Consider the following 20,721-nt stretch of genomic DNA (forward strand, 5'->3'; position numbering starts at 1 on the left):
ATCTTTACGTTTTTATTGAATCAACAAATACAATAATTAACCAAAGAAATGGTTATTTTTGTTTCACAAACTTTATTACAAACATATTTTGGGATTATATAAAAATCTATTTAAACAAACTGCTATTTACGGACTAGCGACGGTTTTGCCGCGAATGCTAAGTTTTTTGTTAGTGAGATTGTACACGGGTATTTTACCAACAGCAGAGTATGGAGAAGTTTCCATCGTTTTGTCCTGGATGGTGTTCTTTAATGTGGTACTTTCGTACGGAATGGAAACTGCTTTTTTTAGGTTTTACAGCGCTGAAGAAGATAAGAAAAATGTCATCGCAACTTCTACCATATCTATTTTCTGGTCCTCAATAGGATTTTTGTTCGCAGCCTTAATTTTCAGAAATACGCTGGCCAACTGGGCCGAAGTTGACACCCAATATATTACCTATTCTGTATGGATTTTAGTTTTGGATGCATTGGTTTTAGTGCCATTTTCTAAGTTAAGGGCCAATCAGAGGCCAATGGTGTATGCCGCCATTAAAATTGGAAATGTGGTAATTAATATGGTACTGAATTTTTTCTTTTTAATATACTTACCAAAACTGGCAGCCTCTCATCCTAATTCTGTGTGGGATAACTTATATGTAGAGAACTTTCAGATTGCTTATATTTTCATTGCTAATTTACTGGCCAGTTTAGCCACCTTCGTGGTTTTATCGCCAAATTATCTTTCGCTTGGACGAAAATTTGATCCGGTTCTTTGGAAAAAAATGATGAAATACGGTTTGCCAATTCTGGTCGCAGGACTTGCTTTCGCCGTTAACGAACATTTTGATAAAATTTTACTTGGTTATCTGTTGCCCGAAAACTTAGCGAAATCTGAGGTTGGGGCTTATTCGGCCTGTTATAAATTAGGTTTATTTATGGTTTTGTTTGCAACGGCTTTCAGACTGGGCATTGAACCTTTCTTTTTTAGTCATTCCAAAAATGCAAATGCCCCTCAGACATATGCCGTTATCACGAAATATTTTGTCATTTTTGGTTCCCTGATTTTATTGGGAGTTATCGTATTTGCAGACTTTTTAAAGTTTCTTTTACTGGATAATAAATCCTACTGGGAAGCCATGAAAGTAGTTCCTCTCATTATACTGGCCAATTTCTTTTTGGGAATTTACAATAACTTATCGGTTTGGTATAAACTTACAGATCAGACTAAAATCGGAGCGTACATATCTATTGTCGGAGCTATTGTAACATTGGTTTTGAATTACTTGCTGATTCCAAAATACAGTTATTACGGATCGGCAATCGCTACAATTTCTGCTTATGGATCCATGATGCTGATATCCTATGTTTTAGGAAACAAATATTATCCGATACCATATGATATGAAAAAAATTGGCGCTTATCTGGGCATTTCAATTCTGTTTTCTGCTATCTCTTTTTACGGATTCAGGGAAAAATATTATGTTGGAATCCCGTTACTTTTAGTCTTTATTTACTTTGTGTACCACAACGAAAAAGACACCATCAAAGGAATTATAAATAGGAAATAAGATTGGTGCAAAACCAATTTTGTTTTTAAGATTTTAAATAAAAAATGAAAATACAAATAATCAATAAATCACAGCACGACCTTCCGAACTATGAAACAATTGCTTCGGCGGGAATGGATTTACGTGCTAATCTGAATGAATCAATAACATTAAAACCATTGGAAAGAACTATTGTAAAAACGGGACTTTTTATTGAATTACCAATCGGATACGAAGCACAGGTGAGACCAAGAAGCGGCCTTGCAGCCAAAAAAGGGGTTACGGTTTTAAATTCACCCGGAACTGTAGATGCTGATTACAGAGGCGAAATAGGCGTAATTTTAGTAAATTTATCAAATGAAGTTTTTGTAATTGAAAACGGAGAAAGAATTGCACAATTGATTATTGCCAGACATGAAAGAGCGGAGTGGATTGAAGTTGAAGAGCTTTCAGTAACTTCCAGAGGCGAAGGTGGTTTTGGAAGCACGGGCGTAAAATAGTCTGCAGTCCCAGCTTTCAGTCACAAACTTTACAACAGACCAAACCAATTGAAGATTTTTAAATCTTCCCATAAAAAATAAAGACAAATGAAAATAATCGTTCCAATGGCAGGTCGCGGATCGCGGCTTAGACCACATACTTTAACTGTTCCCAAACCATTAATTCCTGTTGCAGGAAAATCAATTGTACATCGTTTGGTTGAAGATATTGCTGAAATATTAAAAGAACCTATTGAAGAGGTTGCATTTATATTGGGCGATCCGGCTTTTTTTGGAGATGATCTTGTGGCCAGTTTAGAAGAACTAGCCGGAAGCTTAGGGGCAAAAGCATCTATTTACCGTCAGGATTTACCTTTAGGAACCGGACACGCTATCATGTGTGCCAAAGAATCCCTTTCAGGACCAGCTGTAATTGCGTATGCCGATACTTTAATCAGAGCAGATTTTGAATTAGATCCACAGGCAGATGCTGTAATTTGGGTAAAACAAGTAGAACAACCGGAAGCTTTTGGAGTTGTAAAATTGAATACGAATAATGAAATCATAGAACTGGTTGAAAAACCAAAAGAGTTTGTAAGTGATTTAGCAGTTATTGGTATTTATTACTTTAAGGAAGTTGGTGATTTGAAAAAAGAGTTGCAGAATGTTTTGGATAATAACATCCAAAATGGAGGAGAATATCAAATTAATGACGGAATTAAGGCAATGATGGCCAACGGAAAAGTTTTTAAAACCGGAAGTGTTGATGAATGGATGGACTGCGGAAACAAAGATGTAACCGTTGAAACGAATACAAGAATGCTGGGATTTTTACATAATGACGGCGAGCATTTAGTAGATTATAATGTAGTATTAGAAAATTCAACAATCATTCCGCCTTGTTATATCGGCGAAAACGTAGTGTTGAAAAATGCAACCGTAGGCCCAAATGTTTCTTTAGGAAAGGGATGCCATGTTAGTGACAGTACTGTTAAAAATAGCTTAGTGCAGACCTATTCCCAAATTAAAAATGCTAACTTAGACAATGCTATGATAGGAAATCACGTTAGTTACGATGGTAAGTTTACCAGTATCAGCATTGGTGATTATTCTGTTTTGGAATAGTTCCGGGATTTTTTAATTAGAAATAGAATTATAAAAAAGGATGAAAAAAGGGTTTTTAGTAATTTTATTTTTTGCTTTATTAGGCAATACAGCTTCAGTTATGGCTCAGATCGAACCGGAAGATATTGCTATGGCTACCGATCAGTACCAGGATTCTTTTTACGAATCATTAAAGCAAAAAGGAATTGAAAATTACGACAAAGCTATTGTTTCATTAGAGAAATGTATTAAACTAAAACCGAATGATGCGGTTGCTTATTTCGAATTAGGCAAAAATTATCTGGCTTTAAAACAATATAGAAACGCACAGGATTCCTTCGAAAAAGCCACTCAGCTCGATCCGAAAAACAAATGGTTCTGGTCGGGAATTTATGATGTAAGTTTTGAGACCAAAAACTATCCTTTGGCCATTGAAACCATTCAGAAAATTATTGTTTTTGATGAAGAGTACAAAGATGATCTGATTACGTTGTATATGATCACCAATCAATTTGATAAAGCACTGGTTGCTATTAATGAAATGAACGATAAGTTTGGAAAATCATCGGATCGTGAAATCTATAAAAACCAGATTTTATCTCAGGGGAAATATCAGAATGCCGAGATTGGTAACCTGATCAGTGAGATCAAAAAGAATCCGAAAGAAGAATCAAATTATATAAACCTGATTTTTCTATATTCGAAAGGAGAGGAAACGGAGAAAGCCTTAGATGTTGCAAAGCAGTTAGCCAAAGAAATTCCAACTTCTGAATGGGCACAAGTGAGTCTGTTCAAAGGATATATAGATGCCAATCAGGCCGATAAAGCGATTAAGGCGATGAATGTAATTTTGTCAAGTTCCAAAATTGATTCCAAAATAAAACATCGTACCTTAAATGAGTTTTTGATCTATGTGAATAAAAATCCACAGTATGCTCCGGATCTGGAAAAAGCAATTTCTTATTTTGACAATGATAAAGAAATTGACGTTGCAAAAGAAATCGGAAAATTTTATCACAGTAAAAACCAATTTGAAAACGCGATTAAGTATTATGAAAAAGAGCTGAAATCGAATTCAGATACAGATCGGGAAACCAATTTGCTTTTGCTTGAAGCTTACACGCAGGCAAAACAATTTGAGCCTTTGACAAAAAGAGCCATGTACATGATTGAAGTTTATCCGAGTCAGCCACAGTTTTATTACTATGCCGGTTTAGGAAATAATCAAATGAAACAATTTAAGAATGCAAAAACCGTTTTGGAAATGGGACTTGATTATGTCGTTGATGATGTAAAACTGGAAGCAAATTTTAATATTCAGTTAGGAGAGGCTTATAATGGGCTGGGAGATGCTAAGAAAAAAGAGGAATACTTTTTGAAGGCAAATGAAGTATTAAAGAAAAAAAAATAAAAAACTAAGTAGATGAAAAAATATATAGCCATACTATTGGTGTCCGTTTTTGTGGTTTCCTGTAAATCCAAAGCGGTTGCCGTACAAAACAATACGACCGAAGTTGTCGAGGCAAAAACAGACAAAAAAGCAATTGAAAAACATTATGACAATAAGTTAGATTTCAAGACATTATACATAAAAGCAAGTGCCAGGTATGTTGATGAGAAGCAAAGCCAAAATGTTTCTGCTGAAATTAAAATCGAAAAAGACAAGCAGATTTTAATCAGTGTTCGTTTTCTTGGAATTACAATGGCCAAAGCCTTGATTACACCATCAGCTGTAAGTTATTATGAAAAAATAAACAGTACGTACTATGAAGGTGATTTTACAAGCCTGAGCAAATGGCTGGGAACAGAGTTGGATTACAGCAAAGTGCAGAATTTATTGATCGGAGAAGCTTTAGACGACCTGAGAAAAGGAAAATATACACAGGCTATTGTAGAAAATCTTTTCCGTCTGGAGGATGAGAAGGAAAAAAATATTAAAAAAACGTTCTTTTTGGAACCGGAAAAATATTTGCTTCAAAAAGAACAAATTTCACAACCTTCGGAAAACCGAATGTTAGAGATCAGATATTCTGATGCAAAAACGTTTGACCAGGGAATAATTCCAACAGCAATCGAAATTAATGCGGTTCAGCCAAAAGGAAAAACAGATATAAACTTAAATTACAACAACATTACATTCAACGAAGAACTTTCTTTTCCTTATAGCGTACCAAGTGACTATAAAAAGGTTATAATTAAGTAAATTTGCAAAAAGAAAACAGAAACATGCCAAAATTTCTCCTAAGCCTAATTTTTATATGCGCCACTACACTAATGTGGGCACAAGATTCGCAACAAGAAAAACTTGAACAGCGAAAAGCTCAGATTCAGCAGGAAATTAGAGACAACGAAAAAATGCTGCAATCCGTAAAGAAAAAAGAAAAATCAGCGGTAAATGTATTTTTAATTCAGGCAAATAAAATTAAACTGAAAGAAAAACTGATCAATACGACAGCAAAGCAGGAAAAATTGCTGAGCAATGATATGTATATTAATCAGATGAAGGTTAATAAATTAAAAAGAGAACTGACAGTACTAAAGGAAGATTATGCTAAAATGATCCTCAAATCTTATAAAAGCCGTTCTGAGCAAAGCAGGGCGATGTTTATTTTATCTTCGGAGAGTTTTTTACAAGCCTATAAGAGAGCACAATATTTAAAACAATATACGAATTTCAGAAAAAACCAGGGATTGGAAATTCAGTCTAAAACGGCGCAATTAGTAGACTTCAATGCAAAGCTGAATGGTCAGAGACAGGACAAAAAGAAAATTATTGCTGAAAATCAGAAAGAGCGACTGGCCCTGGAAGTTGAGAAAAAAGAACAGCAAAAACTGGTAAACTCCATTAAAAAAGATAAAAATAAAATTATTGCAGACACAAGAAGCAAACAGCAGGAGGCCAAAAGAATTGACCGACAAATTGATCGTTTGATTCGTGAAGCTATTGCTGAGGCCAATAGAAAGGCAGCTCTTGAAAAAGCAAAAGACAATCCGGGATCGGCACCATCCAATGCACCTGTTTCCTCTTCTAAAATTGCATTAACGCCGGAAGGAAAAATTTTGGCGGCAGACTTTAAAGCAAATCGTGGGAAATTACCATGGCCGGTAGAAAAAGGATTTATTTCACTGGGTTATGGAGACCAGCCTCACCCGCTGTATCCATCATTAACGGTTCATAATTCAGGAGTAGAGATCACGACCGAACAAGGCGCAAATGCCCGTGCGGTATTTGAAGGAGAAGTTTCCAGTATTATGGTTTTATCTCCAATAAACAGAGCCGTTATGATACAACACGGAGACTATTTTACAGTGTATCAAAATCTGAGTCAGGTATTTGTAAATAAAGGAGATAAGGTAAATGTCAAACAAAGTATCGGAAAAGTCAGAACCAGTGGAGACACAGGGAAAACAATTATTAAGTTTTTGATTCTTCAGAATACATCCAATAACAATCCGGAAGGATGGTTACAAAACAGATAAAAAAAAGGAGCTCAATGAAGCTCCTTTTTTTTGTCAAATTTTTTAATCATATTGCTCTAAAAAATACCGCATGACATCAGTTGTGGTCACAATACCTTTTAGTATTCCTTTATCCACCACAGGTAAGGCGTGAAACTCTTCTTTTGCAAAAATTTCAACTAAATTCCTGATACAGGTTTCAGGCGAAACTGTTTTAGGTTTGTGAGTCATTATTTGTGCGATGGAAAGCATTTCAAGAATTGCTTCATCGGCCCCTTGCTGCCCCTCAAACAAGGCGCCAAAGGTTAATCTGTTTATGTCAGAACGACTTATAATACCAACAACTTCGTTACCATTCACAACAGGAATGTGTCGAATCGAGTTTGATTTTAGTTTTTCGACTACTTCTTTGAGCTCATCATTTTGATTTACGGTAACGACACTTGTAGTCATTATATGACTGATCGGTTCTCTTTTTTTCATAATTAAAAGTTGTTTTGTTGGCGTCAAATATGTAAAATATTTCCTATATAAAACATGATTTTTGTCACCTGCAAAACGGTAGGCTTTTCGCTGGTCATAAAGAAGCTGCTTTGGTATTTTATCGAAAAACGAATTAAAATCGAAATTGTAATAAAGAAGAATGCAAAAATCATTCTATTGTTTATTTGAAATTGTATTGATTGAAATTTAAAATAGTATTTTTGCAGTATGGAAACAAATAGACAGAAAAAAATAGGCGGTGTCATCCAAAAAGATTTGGTTGATATTTTGCAAGGTGAAGTGCGAAAGAATGGAATTAATAATTTAGTAATTTCGGTATCCAAAGTTAGTGTGACTTCAGATTTATCAGTGGCAACAGTATATTTAAGCATCTTTCCTCAGGAGAAAGCCAAGGAAACTTTAGAAGGAATTAAATCGAATACTACTTTAATCAAACACGATTTATCTCAACGTGTGCGTTTGCAATTGCGTCGTGTACCAAACCTGGTATTCTTTATTGACGACTCTTTAGATTATATCGAGAAAATTGATAACGCATTATCTAACAGAGAAAACCCTATCGAAAATCGTGATCTTTTAGACAAAAGAAGAAAGTCATAAATTGAATTTTCCGCTTTACATAGCCAAACGTTACATTTTTAGCAGAAGTAAAAACAATGCTATAAATATTATCAACCGTATTGCCAGCATGGGAATTATCGTTGGTACAATGGCTTTGTTTGTAGTATTGTCTGTTTTTAGCGGACTAAAAGTGTTTAGCCTTTCGTTTACAAATGAAATCGACCCGGATTTAAAAATGACCAGTACCTATGGAAAATCATTTTTGCTGACACCCGGTCAGGAAAGCCAGATTAAGAAAGTTGATGGTGTTGCTTCGTATACTAAAATTATCGAGGAACGTGTTTTGTTTATTTTTAAAGACAAACAACAAGTAACGTACATCAAAGGAGTTGACAGTAATTATGTAGTCGTAAATGACATCAAAAGGAAATTGTTCAACGGACAATGGCTGAAACCGGACAGTTATCAGGTTGTTGTTGGTTATGGAATCGCCAGGGATTTTTCTATGGGATTGCTTGATTTTGAAAATCCATTGCAGATCCTTGCCCCTAAACCCGGAAAAGGAGCCTTTGAAAATCCCGAAGAAGCATTTAATAAAACAGATGTTTTACCGGTCGGAATTTATTCGATCAGTGAAGATCTCGATTCAAAGTACGTGTTCACTGATTTGGGACTGGCACAGGAATTATTGCTTTACAAACCCAACCAGATTTCGGGAATTGAATTTAATCTGAAAGAGAATGCAGATGAAACTGCCATCAAATCCAAATTAGAAAATATTTTTCAAAATAAGATCACTTTAAAAAACAGGGCACAACTCAACGAGTCTTTGTATAAAATGCTCAACACCGAAAACATAGCCGTTTACCTGATTTTTACCCTGGTAATTATCGTCGCGCTTTTTAATCTGATCGGTGCTTTGATCATGATGATTCTGGATAAAAAAGGAAATCTGAAAACCCTTTTTAATTTGGGAACAGAAATCAATAATCTGAGAAAGATATTTTTGCTTCAGGGAACTTTACTAAGTGTTTTCGGGGGTATTATCGGTCTTGTTCTGGGGATTATTTTAGTACTGCTGCAACAGAAATACGAGTTGATTATGATTACGCCGACTTTGGCATATCCTGTCGTTTTTACGTTAGAAAATGTTCTTATTGTGATGGGAACTATTGTTTCTCTTGGCTTTGTGGCTTCTTTAATTGCCAGTAGCCGTGTGAGTAAAAAGCTATTGGATTAGTAATCGTCCATATAAAATAATTACCTATATTTATCCTCTCAAAAATTCATGTCTATGATTGTTTCTGCCTAATCCTATTTTATTTTTCGAATAATTAGGATACTTACGTTTTTTTTTCTTCAGTTCAGATCTATTATATCTGGGCTAATTTTATCATTTATCCTAATTATATCATGACAGAAACAACAATACAAAAGAGTTTATTTTCTAAAATTTTCACCACTTTAAAACTAGCTATCAAAGGAGACGAATCTTTTGATTATACCACCGGCAGCATTAAGAAAGCAGTCATTCTCCTGGCCATTCCCATGGTTTTGGAAATGATGATGGAATCGGTGTTTGCACTGGTCGATTTATATTTTGTCGGACATTTGGAGCACAGCAGTTTTGCGATACAAACAGTTGGTTTAACAGAATCCGTTATTACAATTGTGTACTCAGTTGCTATTGGTATCAGTATGGCAGCAACAGCCGTTGTAGCAAGACGAATTGGGGAGAAAAACCCGATTGCTGCCGCAAAGGCTGGTATGCAGGCCATCATTATAGCTTTTGTAATCAATAGTGTAATGAGTATACTGGGGTTTATTTATGCCAAAGATATTCTGCTGTTGATGGGTGCATCTGCGGATGCTGCAGAACACGGTTACCGATTTACACAGATTATGATTGGCGGAAGTTTGTGTATCATGCTTCTATTTCTGATCAACGGGATTTTTCGTGGAGCCGGAAATGCTGCTATTGCCATGAAAAGTCTGTGGTTAGCGAATATTTGTAATATTATTCTATGTCCGGTATTGATTAACGGTCTTGGTCCTGTACCGGCTTTCGGATTAACAGGCGCCGCCATTGCCACTACCTTAGGACGAAGCATTGGAGTTTTATATCAATTGTATCATTTGTTTTTTGGGAAAGGCGCTTTAAAAATTATTGCATCATATTTCATTCCCGATTTTAAACAAATAAAAGCACTGATAAAAATTGCCGCTCCGGGAGTTTTACAATTCGTAATCGCATCCTGCAGCTGGATTTTCCTGGCGCAATTGGTGGCAACAACAGGAGGCGATCATGGATCAGCGGGATACCAGACAGCACTCAGAATCATGATGTTTTTTATACTTCCGGCCTGGGGACTAAGCAATGCCGCTGCAACTTTGGTGGGACAAAATTTAGGTGCGAAAAGAATTGATCGTGCAGAAAAATCGGTTTATACCACCGCCAGATACAATGTAATTTTTATGGCAACGATTATGGTCATAACTTTATGTTTCGGAAAATATATCATTTCCTTTTTTACCAATGATGAAATGGTGAAAACCATTGCTGTTGAAGCCTTACAGATTATGAGTATTGGTTTTGTTTTCTACGGAATCGGAATGGTTTTGATCAATACCTTCAACGGGGCAGGAGATACCTGGACGCCAACCGGAATTAACTTCTTCGGCTTTTGGTTGTTTCAGATTCCGTTGGCTTTTATGTTGGCCAAACATTTTCAGATGGGACCAACAGGTGTTTTTATTGCGATCCCCGTTGCTGAAACCGCAATAACATTGGCGGGGATTTTCTTTTACAAAAGAGGAAAGTGGAAACGGACTCAGGTCTAAAATAATTTTTGTACAATATTTCTGTAGTATTTTCGTTGAAATTAACGAACCAAAACATAAATAAATATGAAAACCAATATCAAAGTTCTGGGAATTCTTAGTACTGTTTTATTATTGGGGCTTTTTGCCTTTAGACCATTAGAAGAAAAAAAAGTGATTGTAATCGACGCAGGTCATGGTGGCCATGATTTCGGAGCAACAATGTATGGATTCCAGGAAAAGACTATTTCCGAAACTATTGCGAAGAAAGTCAAAGCACTCAATAAAGACAGCAATATTGAAATTGTGCTGCTTCGCGAAGGAGATCATTTTATGGAACTAAGCGAAAGGGTTTCAATTATCAATAACCTGAAGCCGGATCTGTTAATCTCTTTACATGTTAACTCTTCAAAAAACGAGGAAAGTAATGGAGCTGAAGCCTATATCTCTTCCAAAAAAGAATTTTACGAAAAGTCGAAAGAAAATGCAGAGAAGATCATTAATGGAATTTCAGGAGAAAATCTTTTGAAACTAAAAGTAACGGAAGCTCCTTTTTATATGCTTAAAAATTCTAATTGTCCCGCCATAACTTTGGAAATGGGCTTTTTGTCCAACAATAAGGACAGGGTGTATCTGACCAGTGAAAGCGGCCAAAATGAAATTGCAGCCCATATTTTGGAATCCATAAAGTAAATCCTATACTATATTTAACCGCAAGGAACGCCAGGTTTTTTTATTTACAGAAATCTGTATAAGCGAAAAGTTCGCAAGGCTATATCAATTATAGTTTTGCGAACTTTGCATTTTTATCCTACTGCCAGGATATAAATCTTAGCGTTCCTTGCGGTTAAACTTATTTTTTACACAAACTCGTATCCGGCATAAACCTCTTTTATTTCATCCATAATCGCGAATAAAATTTCAGGTTCGTCAGTGGTAACCAGTTTTTGTTTGTATTCTTTAAACGAATGAATTCCTTTGAAATAGTTGGTATAATGACGGCGCATTTCTACAATACCTAAGCGTTCGCCTTTCCAGTCCATAGACCATTGCAAATGATTTCTGGCGGCTTCTACACGATCACCAACTGTTGGGGCAGCTAAATGCTCACCGGTCTTAAAATAGTGTTTAATTTCGTTAAAAATCCACGGATACCCAATAGCGGCACGGCCAATCATGATTCCGTCAATACCGTATTCATTTTTATATTTTAATGCTTTTTCAGGGCTGTCGATATCGCCATTTCCAAAAATAGGCATTGTAATTCTTGGGTTGTTTTTTACTCTTGCAATATGCGACCAATCGGCGTGGCCTTTGTACATTTGCGCGCGGGTTCTGGCGTGAATTGTTAAGGCCTGAACACCAATATCCTGTAACCTTTCGGCAACTTCATCAATATTAATAGAGTTATCGTCCCAGCCCAGACGTGTTTTTACCGTAACCGGCAAATCAGTGCTTCTGATAACCGCTTTTGTTAAACGAACCATCAAATCCACATCTTTCAAAACTCCTGCACCGGCACCTTTGCAAACGACTTTTTTTACCGGGCATCCAAAATTGATATCCACTAAATCAGGTTTTACAGTTGTAACGATTTTAGACGAAAGTGCCATCGCTTCTTCATCACCGCCAAAAATCTGGATTCCAACCGGACGTTCGTAATCAAAAATATCCAGCTTCATTCGACTTTTGATCGCATCACGAATCAATCCTTCCGACGAAATAAATTCAGAATACATTAAGTCAGCGCCATGGGTTTTGCATAATCTGCGAAACGGCGGATCGCTCACATCTTCCATCGGAGCGAGTAGTAAAGGAAATTCGGGTAATTCTATGTTGCCAATCTTGACCATCTTCAATATTTTGTGCAAAATTACAACATTTAGTTCAATTTGTACCAAATTGAGGTTCAAAGGTTCAGAGCGACAAAGGTTCAAAGGTTTTATGCCAGGCTTTTAAGAATCTTTATTCCTCTGAACCTCTGCAACTTGGTCCCTTCTCCTAAACTCTGTAATCAAAAAAGCGAATTGGTTTTCGGCTCATCGGATTAAAAACCATAGGATTTAAAGTTTCTTTTGCAGCGAATTCTATCTTTGGCGTTACTCTTAATTTGGCCCTGAAGTGATCTTTGATTTCCTGTAAAAATTCAGGAGTTTGATTTTTTACGGCAATTTTGATCAGAATTTCATCGGTTCCTAAATCGTTGGTGGAAATTTCAATAATATGATTTTCGATATTGTCAAAACCGCTTAAAACGTCGTTCATGGCAGGCGGATAAAGTGTTGTTCCTTTGTATTTTATCATTTGCTTTTTACGACCGACAACGGGACCAACGCGCAGCGTATTTCTTCCGCAGGCACAAGGATCGTTATGCAACTGCACAATATCGCCTGTTTTAAAACGCAATAATGGCATGGCTTCAATACCTAAAGTGGTAAAAGTCAATTCGCCAATTTCACCTTCTTTCACAGGAATATTATTTTCGTCGAGTACTTCAACAATGATTAGTTCCGGATGGTGATGACCGCCAACGCCATGTTCGCATTCTGTAAAAGCCGTACTCATTTCGGTAGAAGCATAAGTCGAAAACAACTTGATATTCCACTTTTCAGTGATTTTACTGGATAAAATATTCATCGAAAAATCCTGATTTCTGAGTGATTCCCCAATACAGATGGCGCCTTTTATGCTTGAATTATTATAATCAATTCCGTGCGCTTCGGCATATTCAATTAACTTCAGCAAAAAAGAAGGAACCGTAATTAAATAGGAGGGTTTGTATTTTAAAATCGAATCCCACTGTAATTCGGGAATTCCGGCCCCAACGCGAATCACGCCTACTTTTAATTTTCGCAAGCCTAAAAAATACGCCAGGCCGGCCATAAATTTTCGGTCGATTGTCGTCATTAATTGCACCACGTCACCCTCTTCAATTCCGGCACAGGCAAACGAAATGGCTTCATTATATGCCAGTCGGTCCAGGTCAGAATCGGTCAGACCAAAAGTAACAGGATCTCCCAAAGTTCCTGAAGTAGAGGCATAATCTATAATTTTATGTTGGGGTACGCATAAAAAATCATCGTTGTACTGCTGTAAATCTTCTTTTGTTGTGACAGGCAAATGTTGTAAATCTTCTAAAGTTTTTATTTTTGAAATATCAATATTCTGCCCTGCGAAAAGTCTTTTGTAAAAAGGGGAATTGTGACTGATATACGTTAAAAGTTCCGCTAATTTCTGCTCCTGAAAATTTTTAATCTGTTCTAAAGAATCCTTTTCAATTGATGGAATCATTTTCATTTTCTTCTGATTTTTTTTAAATATTTTTCAATTGCTTCTTTATCAGGAACAGTTGTAATTTCTTTGGTTAATGCTTTTTCAAAATTTTCCTGAGCCAGCCGGAAGTATTTCTTTTGGTAAAAATACAATCCTGCTTTATAATATACAACCCAATAATCAGGGTTTAAAGATTGGTAATTCCGGATAAAATCAAAAGGGATTTCTTTTTTATTTCTCAGGTACGAATCTATTTTATGATCTTCAATTCTGAATTTCTGATAGTTTTTAAAAGCAGCGGTTTCCAAAAAAGGATCTTTGGCAATGTTTTGTTTTTCTTCTTCAAAAGAAAGAACAGCCCCGTTTTTTCTTTCGTTAAAAACGGAGTCCAGATTATAACAGACAAATTCCCCCATCTGATACGGATTTGCAGAAACCCAGACCATTTTTTCTTGGGGTTTAAATATAATTCCGTGATGCGCCATCAGTTGATTTAAAGCCTTTTCGTTGCCATAACCCAGGGCTATATTGTGTAAACCGTCTCTGTTTCTTAGAATTTGTGATGCAATTTCGGGATTTATTTTCGGGCTTTCTGCAATAAGTTCCTGCATTCTGTCAAAACGATATTTCGAATGGCTATTGGCAATCTGCATTTGGTTTCTTTCATCATTTTTAAAAGTATCACTCTGAAAATGGTTTGAACAAATTAACTGATTAGTGTTTGGCACATCAAAAACATCCATTTTTTCCGGAGAGACCTCGATCAAAACAGCTTTGTTGTCCTGAGCACTCCCTACCATGATAGACTCTGAGACAAACACTTTTCTTTTTTTGGCAATAGCAATGGCTTCATCAATATTTGCGGCATGCTGCAAAATCTCTCTCGTCAGGATAGAAATAGGTGTTTTGGCCGTTATTGGAATTTTGGATTTCCCGGCATTTATGGTCACGGTCAGGCCTTCTTTATTCATTCCGGAAACAGCGCCGATCATGCCCGGCCAGGTTACCATCATAAAAGGATGCCCTTCCTTCGGATTTATAAATGCTACTATTTTATTTTCGGCGAAAGCATCATTCACATAAAAATCAAAATTGCGGCCAAGAATTAAATTGCCATCTTCCGATTTTTCACCCCAGGTAGCAAAAGAAGAACAGCCCACCAAAGCCAGGTCCTGCAAAGCATGGCCAATATCATGCGCGGCATGCAAATACAAATTACGTTGGTATTGTGGCGCTAAGTTGTCAAAATTATGGGAAGCATACTGGGAAACACCGTAAATCTCCGTTTGATATTCGGTGGGTACATTCTGGTATAATTTTCTGTTGTACCATTGCAGAAAATTACGAAGCAGCCTTTGCCGGAATTTTGAAGGAACAAAATCTTCAATCCGGGAGAAAAAAATCTGCTCCTGTTTTTTTAAAAGAGAATCGGAAAGCGCTCCGGTTGTAAGGCCAATTTCCAGCGGATTGCCTTCAACATATAATTCCCAGAGACCTTGTTTGTTTTTTAAAAGTGAATTTTTACCCGAGAGAAAAATACTGTCGGATACTTTTGTAACAATTGGTTTTGCGGCTTCGTAATGCGCAATATCGGGCAAATGCTTTTTTGATTTGGAGATACCACAGGAAACCAGTACTCCTAATAAACCAATAAAGAAAAGTAGATGGATCCGGGTGTTCATAGTGCTAATTATTCAGATGCCTGATTGATTTTGTTTACAAGATATTCTTTTCCGATAATTTCCGAGCAGGTTACGACAGCTCCGATTGTTACGCCCAAAACGCCATGCATATTGATGCTTTGCCCGGTAAGGTAAAGGTTATCTAATTTGGTTTTGGAGGCAATCAGTGTTTTCATCGGATTGTTGGAATCCTTTACATAACCGTACATATTACCGCTGTCACCACCAATATAATCTCTGTAAGAAAGCGGTGTTGAAGTATGCACGGAACGGATACACGCTTTGATTCCCGGAAATTTTATTTCAATTTCATCCAAAAATTTAGCAGCTTTCCGGGACTTAAATTCCTCATAACTTTCTCCTCTCTCATTTTTTTCAGCCGCGGTATTGTATGTGTCGCTCCACGTCAGTACATCGTCAAACTTCATGTAGGTAATGAAAGTCATTCCTTCTGCCCATTCTTCTTCTTTTTTAGAAGCATTCATCGACGCCATATAGGCTTTTGGCCAGGTATCTTCATTGTATTCATGGGAAGTCCAGACCTCGGTACTCTTTTTAAAATGATAATAATTATGGTTGATGTATCTGAAGGATTGAGGTTTAAAAACAATATAAAGACTAAAAGCAGAAATTACGCCTTCCAGACTCTGAATGCGGCTGTAGAAAGATTTCCTGAAATTTTCTTCGCCAACCATTTTCAAAGTGGTTTTCGGTTCGATATTCGAAATAAAATAAGTGCCGGAAACCTGCGTTCCGTCTTTCATTTTTACAGAAGTGACTTTGTTGTTTTCCACAGGAAAATGAGTTACTTCTTTATGTTTGTAGAATTCGCCTCCGTGTTTTTTGAGCTGCTTCAGGAGTTGTTTTGTAATCTGACTTCCGCCATTGATGCAACGCCATGAACTTTGAATGTAAGAATTTACAGAAAGGGCATGAACATAAAAAGGGGATTTGTCGGCAATTCCGGCATATAAAAAATTGGAACCTCCAAGAACCGCCCTTAGTTTTTCGTTTTTTGTAAATTCGTCAATAGTTGTTTTCGCATTTAATTCTAAAATAGCATTGTCATATTTACCTTCCCATTCTAAATTATAAAGCGGAAATGAATCGCAGATCGTTCTTATTTTCTGGCAATACGCTTCAAGATTTGTTTTTTCTTCCGGGAAATAATTTTCTAATTGTTTTACAAAATTATCATAGCCCTGTGCATGGGGATATTCGGTTGTATCATCTTCAAAAGAGATCATATCGAAACCATTTTCATCTAATTTTTTCAGATTCAAATGATCTATTATTCCAAGGTATTTGAAATATTTATACAGGTTTTGTCCTTCGTTTAATCCTCCGATATAATGAATTCCGGTATCAAAAATGGTTTTGTCGCGAACAAAAGTCTGCAGATTCCCGCCATACTGATTGTTTTTTTCAAGTACACAAACGCTATAGCCTTCTTTAGCCAGAATAATAGACGACACTAAACCGCCTAAACCGCTACCTACAATCACTACATCGTAATGTTCTTTCATTCTAGTTTTTCTTTAATATAATTAGCCCGCCTTCATCCAAAACCGAATGAAAACCAAAGTTAGTGAAAGTGTCTTTTAAACGGGAACTATCCATTAAAATTACCGTTGAAGTAAGGCAAATAATTTTGTCAGCCTCATTTTTATAATTTTCATTCGAAATTAAAACAGCCTCATATTGATTTTCGAATGCGGTTTCAATATTTTCCAGATAAGAAATTTTTCTTTTTGTAACGATATAATTGGTTTTGGCCACGGCTGATTTTTCTTCGTCATAATGAAAAGCATCTATTTTTCGCTGTGGTTCCTGCAAAGCGAGTAAAACATCCAGTTGCCCGTAATCATCAGACAAATGTAATATTCTGGCTTTCGCCGAAAGATGCCTGTTAAGCTGATGATAGGTTTCTAAATGAGTTTTCAGATTATTTTTAACGCTTTTAATGATTTCGGTTTCTTTGTAATCATAACTGTGAAGAAGCATTTTTTTCCAATATTCAGGACCTTCCAGTTCCTGACGGAGAAGGCTAAACTGATCCCTGAAAAAAGCACCTATCTGTTTCGTTCTTTCGGCATAATTTTTCCCGAAAGAAAGATTTTCGGGTGTAATTCTTTCTAAAATTGAAAGTGTAAGATAACTGTGATGAATGACAAAATCGCCTTTCGGAATGGCCTCTGAAGCACCATGGATCAGGACGGGAAGAATGTCTAAATTAAATTCTTCGGCAAGATAAAAGGCACCTTTATGAAAACGCTTGATCTGATTGCTTTCGGAGCGTGTTCCCTCCGGAAAAATCATTAATGAATATCCTTCATTTACTTTTTGGCGCAAATGTTCCACACCGCCTTCGAGACCTTCTGAAACCGGATAAAAACCCGCTTTTCTAACGGTTCCGCCAAAAATAGGAGAGTTGTACACCCAGTCATTGACTAAAAATATAATCTTCGGGCTTAACATTCCCATCGCCAGAATGTCGATAAAGGACGAATGGTTGGCAATGATAATGGCCGGTTTTTCGAAATTTTCGTTATACTTATTAATGATTTTCTTGTGTAAAAGCGGACTTGAATACAGGACCGATTTCATGAATTTTGAAATCGCATATCGGAATGCTTTCATTTTTGGTTTTTCCCTAATTGGAAGAATTGGCATGAGCGTCATACTGAAAACCGACATTACAATACCGCCAAGTCCGTAATACGCAAATGATATTATTCCGTGAATCAGGCTTCGCAATTCAAAAGGGGCATTTCCTTTTTTTGACCGGTTGGAGATAAATACTTTGAACAGGATCGGATAGAAAATAAAAGTAATAATAAGCGCGGCAAAAACCCCGATCAATGAAACCGAAGAGATCGATCTAAGGGCAGGATGCTGTGCAAAAATCATGGCACCAATTCCTAAAATAGTAGTAATTACGGCCAGAATAATGGACGTTCTGTAAATTGCAATTTCGTTTTTTCCGTTGGTGTATTCTTTCTGAAGGGCGCTTGTCATAAAAATACTGAAATCCACACCGTGGCCAAAAATAAGCGTGCAGACAATCATACTGAAAATATTCATCTGAATACCAAAAATGCCCATAATTCCTGCCGTTACAATTCCGGTTAAAGCAATCGGGATACAGCTTACAATGACCAGTTCGATTCTCCTGAAAAAGAAAAACAAAATCAGGATTACAGCCACAAAAGAATAATTGACAAGCGAATTAAAGTCCGTTTTTAAAGTGCTGAAAAAAGTTTCATTCATCTGCTGACGGTCAATGGCAATCAGATTCTTTTTGGTTTCAGCCGATTTTACAAATGCATCACGTTGTGCGGGTGCTACTTTTACCAGAGTTGAAATGGTAAAAAAACCATTTTTTTCGGTGACAAATTCATGCAATTGCAGAGCCTGAATTTTTAGATATTCAGCTGCTGAAATGGGTTTGAAATCGGTATTCAAATGATCAAAAAAGCGGGAATAAGTCGTGGGTTTAAAACCTAATTTCAGGCCGTCAGAAATCAGCTGTGATTTTAGAAGCTGCTTTTTATTCGAATCCCAAAAGGAATTCCACCGGTCAATTTTCTGCTGTTGTTCTTTTTGCGAAAGCATGATTCCGCCAACGGAGCTGAAATTTAATATTTTCTGTTGTTGCTTTTCTTTCGATAAATCAGCAAAAAGGCGGCTGTTATTTTGCAGCACTTCTTCCATCGTTTTTCCGTACGAAGCAACATAAATAGTTTTGGATGTTAAACTGGTGCTTTCTTCAAGATCTTTTTCGGCAGCTTTTATTTCTTTCGGAACAAAATTCAATTGTGATAAATCATTGTTGAAGCCGACATTATTATACGTAAAAAAGCAAACAATTGTGATGAGGATGCAAAGCCCGATCAGGACTTTATTATTATGGAACGAAAAATGCGCCAGTCTGTCGATCACATTTTTCTTATGGTCGAAATTATTTTCTTTTGGTTTGTATAAATGAGGCACAATCAAAAGAGAGAAAAAAGCGGAAGCCATAACGATTACGGCAGCAAAAATTCCTAAGTCATTTAATGCATCGGATTTTACAAAAAGCAGGCATAAAAAGGCAACCGCAGTAGTAGAACTGCTCATGATCACCGGCATGGTAATGTCTTTATACAAAGTTTTTACATCGCTGTTGTGTTTGTAATGCGTCAGGATATGAATGGAATAATCAATTGTAATTCCCAATAAAATAGAACCGATTCCCAGTGAAATTGCTGAGATTTGTTCTTTTACAAAATATAAAAAGGCAACGGCAAACAAAGCGCCAAAAACGGTGGGAAGAAAAATGATTAACGGGATTAATATTTTTCTGTAAAATAAAATCAAAATCAGCATCAGCGTAAACATCGCGATGGATGTTGTCAGGATAATATCACTTTTAATCTGATTCGCATTGGCAACCGCAATCAGGGCGGAACCAAAATAACTTATGGAGGTTTTGGTTTTGAATTTCTGATTCAGATTCTCCTGAATCGACTGAAGCTTAGCCGCAAAAAGAGTATTTTTTTCAGTTTCGCTTGACGGGAGACTGGATGTAATAAAAAGCAATAATTTCTTTTTGTCCCTGGTCATTACAAAACCATTGTCGAGCGTAAAATCATCACCGACATTCAGCTGCTGTAATTTTTTTAAGGCAATAAAAGAAATTCCTAAAGGATCCTGAAGGATAAAATCTTTGGTTACAAATCCGGATGGCGAAATAATCGATTTATAATTTCCCTGAACCGTTGCCGCAATACTGTCTTTTTGCAGTTTATCCTGAATAGCGGCATAATCTTTATTTTCGAGAAACAAAGGCAGGTTGCCATAAACAAAATCAATCGTTTCCTGAATGTTTTCTTCTTCTATTTTTCCCTGGATTCCGGTTATATAAGGTTTGCAGGATACAGCAACACTGTCTGAAAATGCAGTGGCCATTTCTTTTAGATCTTCTTCCGTTCCGTTTTTATCCAGTTTGAAAATAACGGTAATTTTATCCGCAAAATTAAGTTGTTTCAGCACTTTTGCCGTCACATCTGATTTGTCGTTTGTTGGGATAAGTTTGGTAATATCTTCTTCGAATTTTATCCGGGAAGCAAAAAATCCAAATAAAAAAAGCATCGCAACTGCCAATAAAACCGCCAGCGATTTTCTTCGATTTACAAATAAATGAATAGCGTAGAAATAATGATGCATAATTTTTTATTATTGTTTTTCGCCACGAATTTCATGAATTTTCACGAATTAATTTGTGCTGATTTGTGAAATTCACGGCAATCCGACACCGATTATAAAATCA

The 20,721-nt window shown here is 36.5% G+C and carries 16 protein-coding genes; 10 read left to right on the plus strand and 6 right to left on the minus strand.

The features are described from left to right. Positions 1 to 88: 88 nt before the first annotated feature. From D0817_RS09230 to D0817_RS09255, 6 genes are all read left to right on the plus strand, one after another. Positions 89 to 1,549 (plus strand): lipopolysaccharide biosynthesis protein, encoded by a 1,461-nt coding sequence (locus D0817_RS09230; RefSeq protein ID WP_127338288.1) that lies wholly within the window; start codon positions 89 to 91, stop codon positions 1,547 to 1,549. A gap of 44 nt (positions 1,550 to 1,593) precedes the next feature. Then, on the plus strand, positions 1,594 to 2,028 hold the full coding sequence (dut, locus tag D0817_RS09235) for a dUTP diphosphatase (RefSeq protein WP_127338113.1): 435 nt from the start codon (positions 1,594 to 1,596) through the stop codon (positions 2,026 to 2,028). An 87-nt stretch (positions 2,029 to 2,115) separates the two neighbouring features. Then, positions 2,116 to 3,132 carry a sugar phosphate nucleotidyltransferase gene (locus D0817_RS09240; protein ID WP_127338114.1) on the plus strand — a complete coding sequence of 339 codons (1,017 nt, stop codon included), beginning with the start codon at positions 2,116 to 2,118 and terminating at the stop codon, positions 3,130 to 3,132. 40 nt (positions 3,133 to 3,172) lie between these two features. Next, complete coding sequence (locus D0817_RS09245) at positions 3,173 to 4,522, plus strand: tetratricopeptide repeat protein (RefSeq protein ID WP_127338115.1); 1,350 nt, start codon at positions 3,173 to 3,175, stop codon at positions 4,520 to 4,522. 12 nt (positions 4,523 to 4,534) lie between these two features. Continuing rightward, positions 4,535 to 5,314 carry a lipoprotein insertase outer membrane protein LolB1 gene (gene lolB1, locus D0817_RS09250; protein ID WP_127338116.1) on the plus strand — a complete coding sequence of 260 codons (780 nt, stop codon included), beginning with the start codon at positions 4,535 to 4,537 and terminating at the stop codon, positions 5,312 to 5,314. 23 nt (positions 5,315 to 5,337) lie between these two features. Next, positions 5,338 to 6,591 (plus strand): murein hydrolase activator EnvC family protein, encoded by a 1,254-nt coding sequence (locus D0817_RS09255; RefSeq protein ID WP_127338117.1) that lies wholly within the window; start codon positions 5,338 to 5,340, stop codon positions 6,589 to 6,591. Between the two features lie 42 nt (positions 6,592 to 6,633). On the opposite strand, the gene D0817_RS09260 is transcribed toward D0817_RS09255, so the two are convergent. Further along, complete coding sequence (locus D0817_RS09260; protein ID WP_127338118.1) at positions 6,634 to 7,053, minus strand: CBS domain-containing protein; 420 nt, start codon at positions 7,051 to 7,053, stop codon at positions 6,634 to 6,636. Between the two features lie 228 nt (positions 7,054 to 7,281). Between D0817_RS09260 and rbfA the strand changes: the two genes are divergently transcribed. From rbfA to D0817_RS09280, 4 genes are all read left to right on the plus strand, one after another. Continuing rightward, positions 7,282 to 7,674, plus strand: coding sequence for a 30S ribosome-binding factor RbfA (gene rbfA, locus D0817_RS09265; protein WP_127338119.1), 393 nt, complete (start codon positions 7,282 to 7,284; stop codon positions 7,672 to 7,674). A 1-nt stretch (position 7,675) separates the two neighbouring features. Continuing rightward, positions 7,676 to 8,875, plus strand: coding sequence for an ABC transporter permease (locus D0817_RS09270; protein ID WP_127338120.1), 1,200 nt, complete (start codon positions 7,676 to 7,678; stop codon positions 8,873 to 8,875). Positions 8,876 to 9,048: 173 nt separating this feature from the next. Next, positions 9,049 to 10,476 (plus strand): MATE family efflux transporter, encoded by a 1,428-nt coding sequence (locus tag D0817_RS09275; RefSeq protein WP_127338121.1) that lies wholly within the window; start codon positions 9,049 to 9,051, stop codon positions 10,474 to 10,476. A gap of 66 nt (positions 10,477 to 10,542) precedes the next feature. Further along, positions 10,543 to 11,148: an N-acetylmuramoyl-L-alanine amidase family protein gene (locus D0817_RS09280; RefSeq protein WP_127338122.1), complete on the plus strand. Its 606-nt coding sequence runs from the start codon at positions 10,543 to 10,545 to the stop codon at positions 11,146 to 11,148. 167 nt (positions 11,149 to 11,315) lie between these two features. On the opposite strand, the gene dusB is transcribed toward D0817_RS09280, so the two are convergent. From dusB to D0817_RS09305, 5 genes are all read right to left on the minus strand, one after another. Continuing rightward, positions 11,316 to 12,308, minus strand: a complete 993-nt coding sequence (gene dusB / locus D0817_RS09285; protein ID WP_127338123.1) for a tRNA dihydrouridine synthase DusB — start codon at positions 12,306 to 12,308, stop codon at positions 11,316 to 11,318. Between the two features lie 148 nt (positions 12,309 to 12,456). Next, on the minus strand, positions 12,457 to 13,746 hold the full coding sequence (gene flxY, locus D0817_RS09290; RefSeq protein ID WP_127338289.1) for a flexirubin biosynthesis putative acyl-CoA ligase FlxY: 1,290 nt from the start codon (positions 13,744 to 13,746) through the stop codon (positions 12,457 to 12,459). Between the two features lie 2 nt (positions 13,747 to 13,748). Continuing rightward, positions 13,749 to 15,410 (minus strand): C45 family autoproteolytic acyltransferase/hydrolase, encoded by a 1,662-nt coding sequence (locus D0817_RS09295; protein ID WP_127338124.1) that lies wholly within the window; start codon positions 15,408 to 15,410, stop codon positions 13,749 to 13,751. An 8-nt stretch (positions 15,411 to 15,418) separates the two neighbouring features. Further along, positions 15,419 to 16,936, minus strand: a complete 1,518-nt coding sequence (locus tag D0817_RS09300; RefSeq protein ID WP_127338125.1) for a phytoene desaturase family protein — start codon at positions 16,934 to 16,936, stop codon at positions 15,419 to 15,421. A 1-nt stretch (position 16,937) separates the two neighbouring features. Continuing rightward, a complete protein-coding gene (locus D0817_RS09305; protein ID WP_127338126.1) occupies positions 16,938 to 20,618 on the minus strand; it encodes an MMPL family transporter in 3,681 nt (1,226 codons plus the stop codon). Positions 20,619 to 20,721: the final 103 nt, after the last annotated feature.

It is taken from the genome of Flavobacterium cupreum, from assembly GCF_003996965.1.
Lineage (GTDB): Bacteria > Bacteroidota > Bacteroidia > Flavobacteriales > Flavobacteriaceae > Flavobacterium > Flavobacterium cupreum.

Bases quoted from the DNA above. Each gene is read 5' to 3' on its own strand.
- D0817_RS09295 (WP_127338124.1), bottom strand. From the start codon at position 15,410: ATGAACACCCGGATCCATCTACTTTTCTTTATTGGTTTATTAGGAGTA.
- lolB1 (WP_127338116.1), top strand. From the start codon at position 4,535: ATGAAAAAATATATAGCCATACTATTGGTGTCCGTTTTTGTGGTTTCC.
- dusB (WP_127338123.1), bottom strand. From the start codon at position 12,308: ATGGTCAAGATTGGCAACATAGAATTACCCGAATTTCCTTTACTACTC.
- D0817_RS09280 (WP_127338122.1), top strand. From the start codon at position 10,543: ATGAAAACCAATATCAAAGTTCTGGGAATTCTTAGTACTGTTTTATTA.
- D0817_RS09255 (WP_127338117.1), top strand. From the start codon at position 5,338: ATGCCAAAATTTCTCCTAAGCCTAATTTTTATATGCGCCACTACACTA.
- D0817_RS09300 (WP_127338125.1), bottom strand. From the start codon at position 16,936: ATGAAAGAACATTACGATGTAGTGATTGTAGGTAGCGGTTTAGGCGGT.
- dut (WP_127338113.1), top strand. From the start codon at position 1,594: ATGAAAATACAAATAATCAATAAATCACAGCACGACCTTCCGAACTAT.
- flxY (WP_127338289.1), bottom strand. From the start codon at position 13,746: ATGATTCCATCAATTGAAAAGGATTCTTTAGAACAGATTAAAAATTTT.
- D0817_RS09245 (WP_127338115.1), top strand. From the start codon at position 3,173: ATGAAAAAAGGGTTTTTAGTAATTTTATTTTTTGCTTTATTAGGCAAT.
- D0817_RS09305 (WP_127338126.1), bottom strand. From the start codon at position 20,618: ATGCATCATTATTTCTACGCTATTCATTTATTTGTAAATCGAAGAAAA.
- D0817_RS09240 (WP_127338114.1), top strand. From the start codon at position 2,116: ATGAAAATAATCGTTCCAATGGCAGGTCGCGGATCGCGGCTTAGACCA.
- D0817_RS09260 (WP_127338118.1), bottom strand. From the start codon at position 7,053: ATGAAAAAAAGAGAACCGATCAGTCATATAATGACTACAAGTGTCGTT.
- rbfA (WP_127338119.1), top strand. From the start codon at position 7,282: ATGGAAACAAATAGACAGAAAAAAATAGGCGGTGTCATCCAAAAAGAT.
- D0817_RS09275 (WP_127338121.1), top strand. From the start codon at position 9,049: ATGACAGAAACAACAATACAAAAGAGTTTATTTTCTAAAATTTTCACC.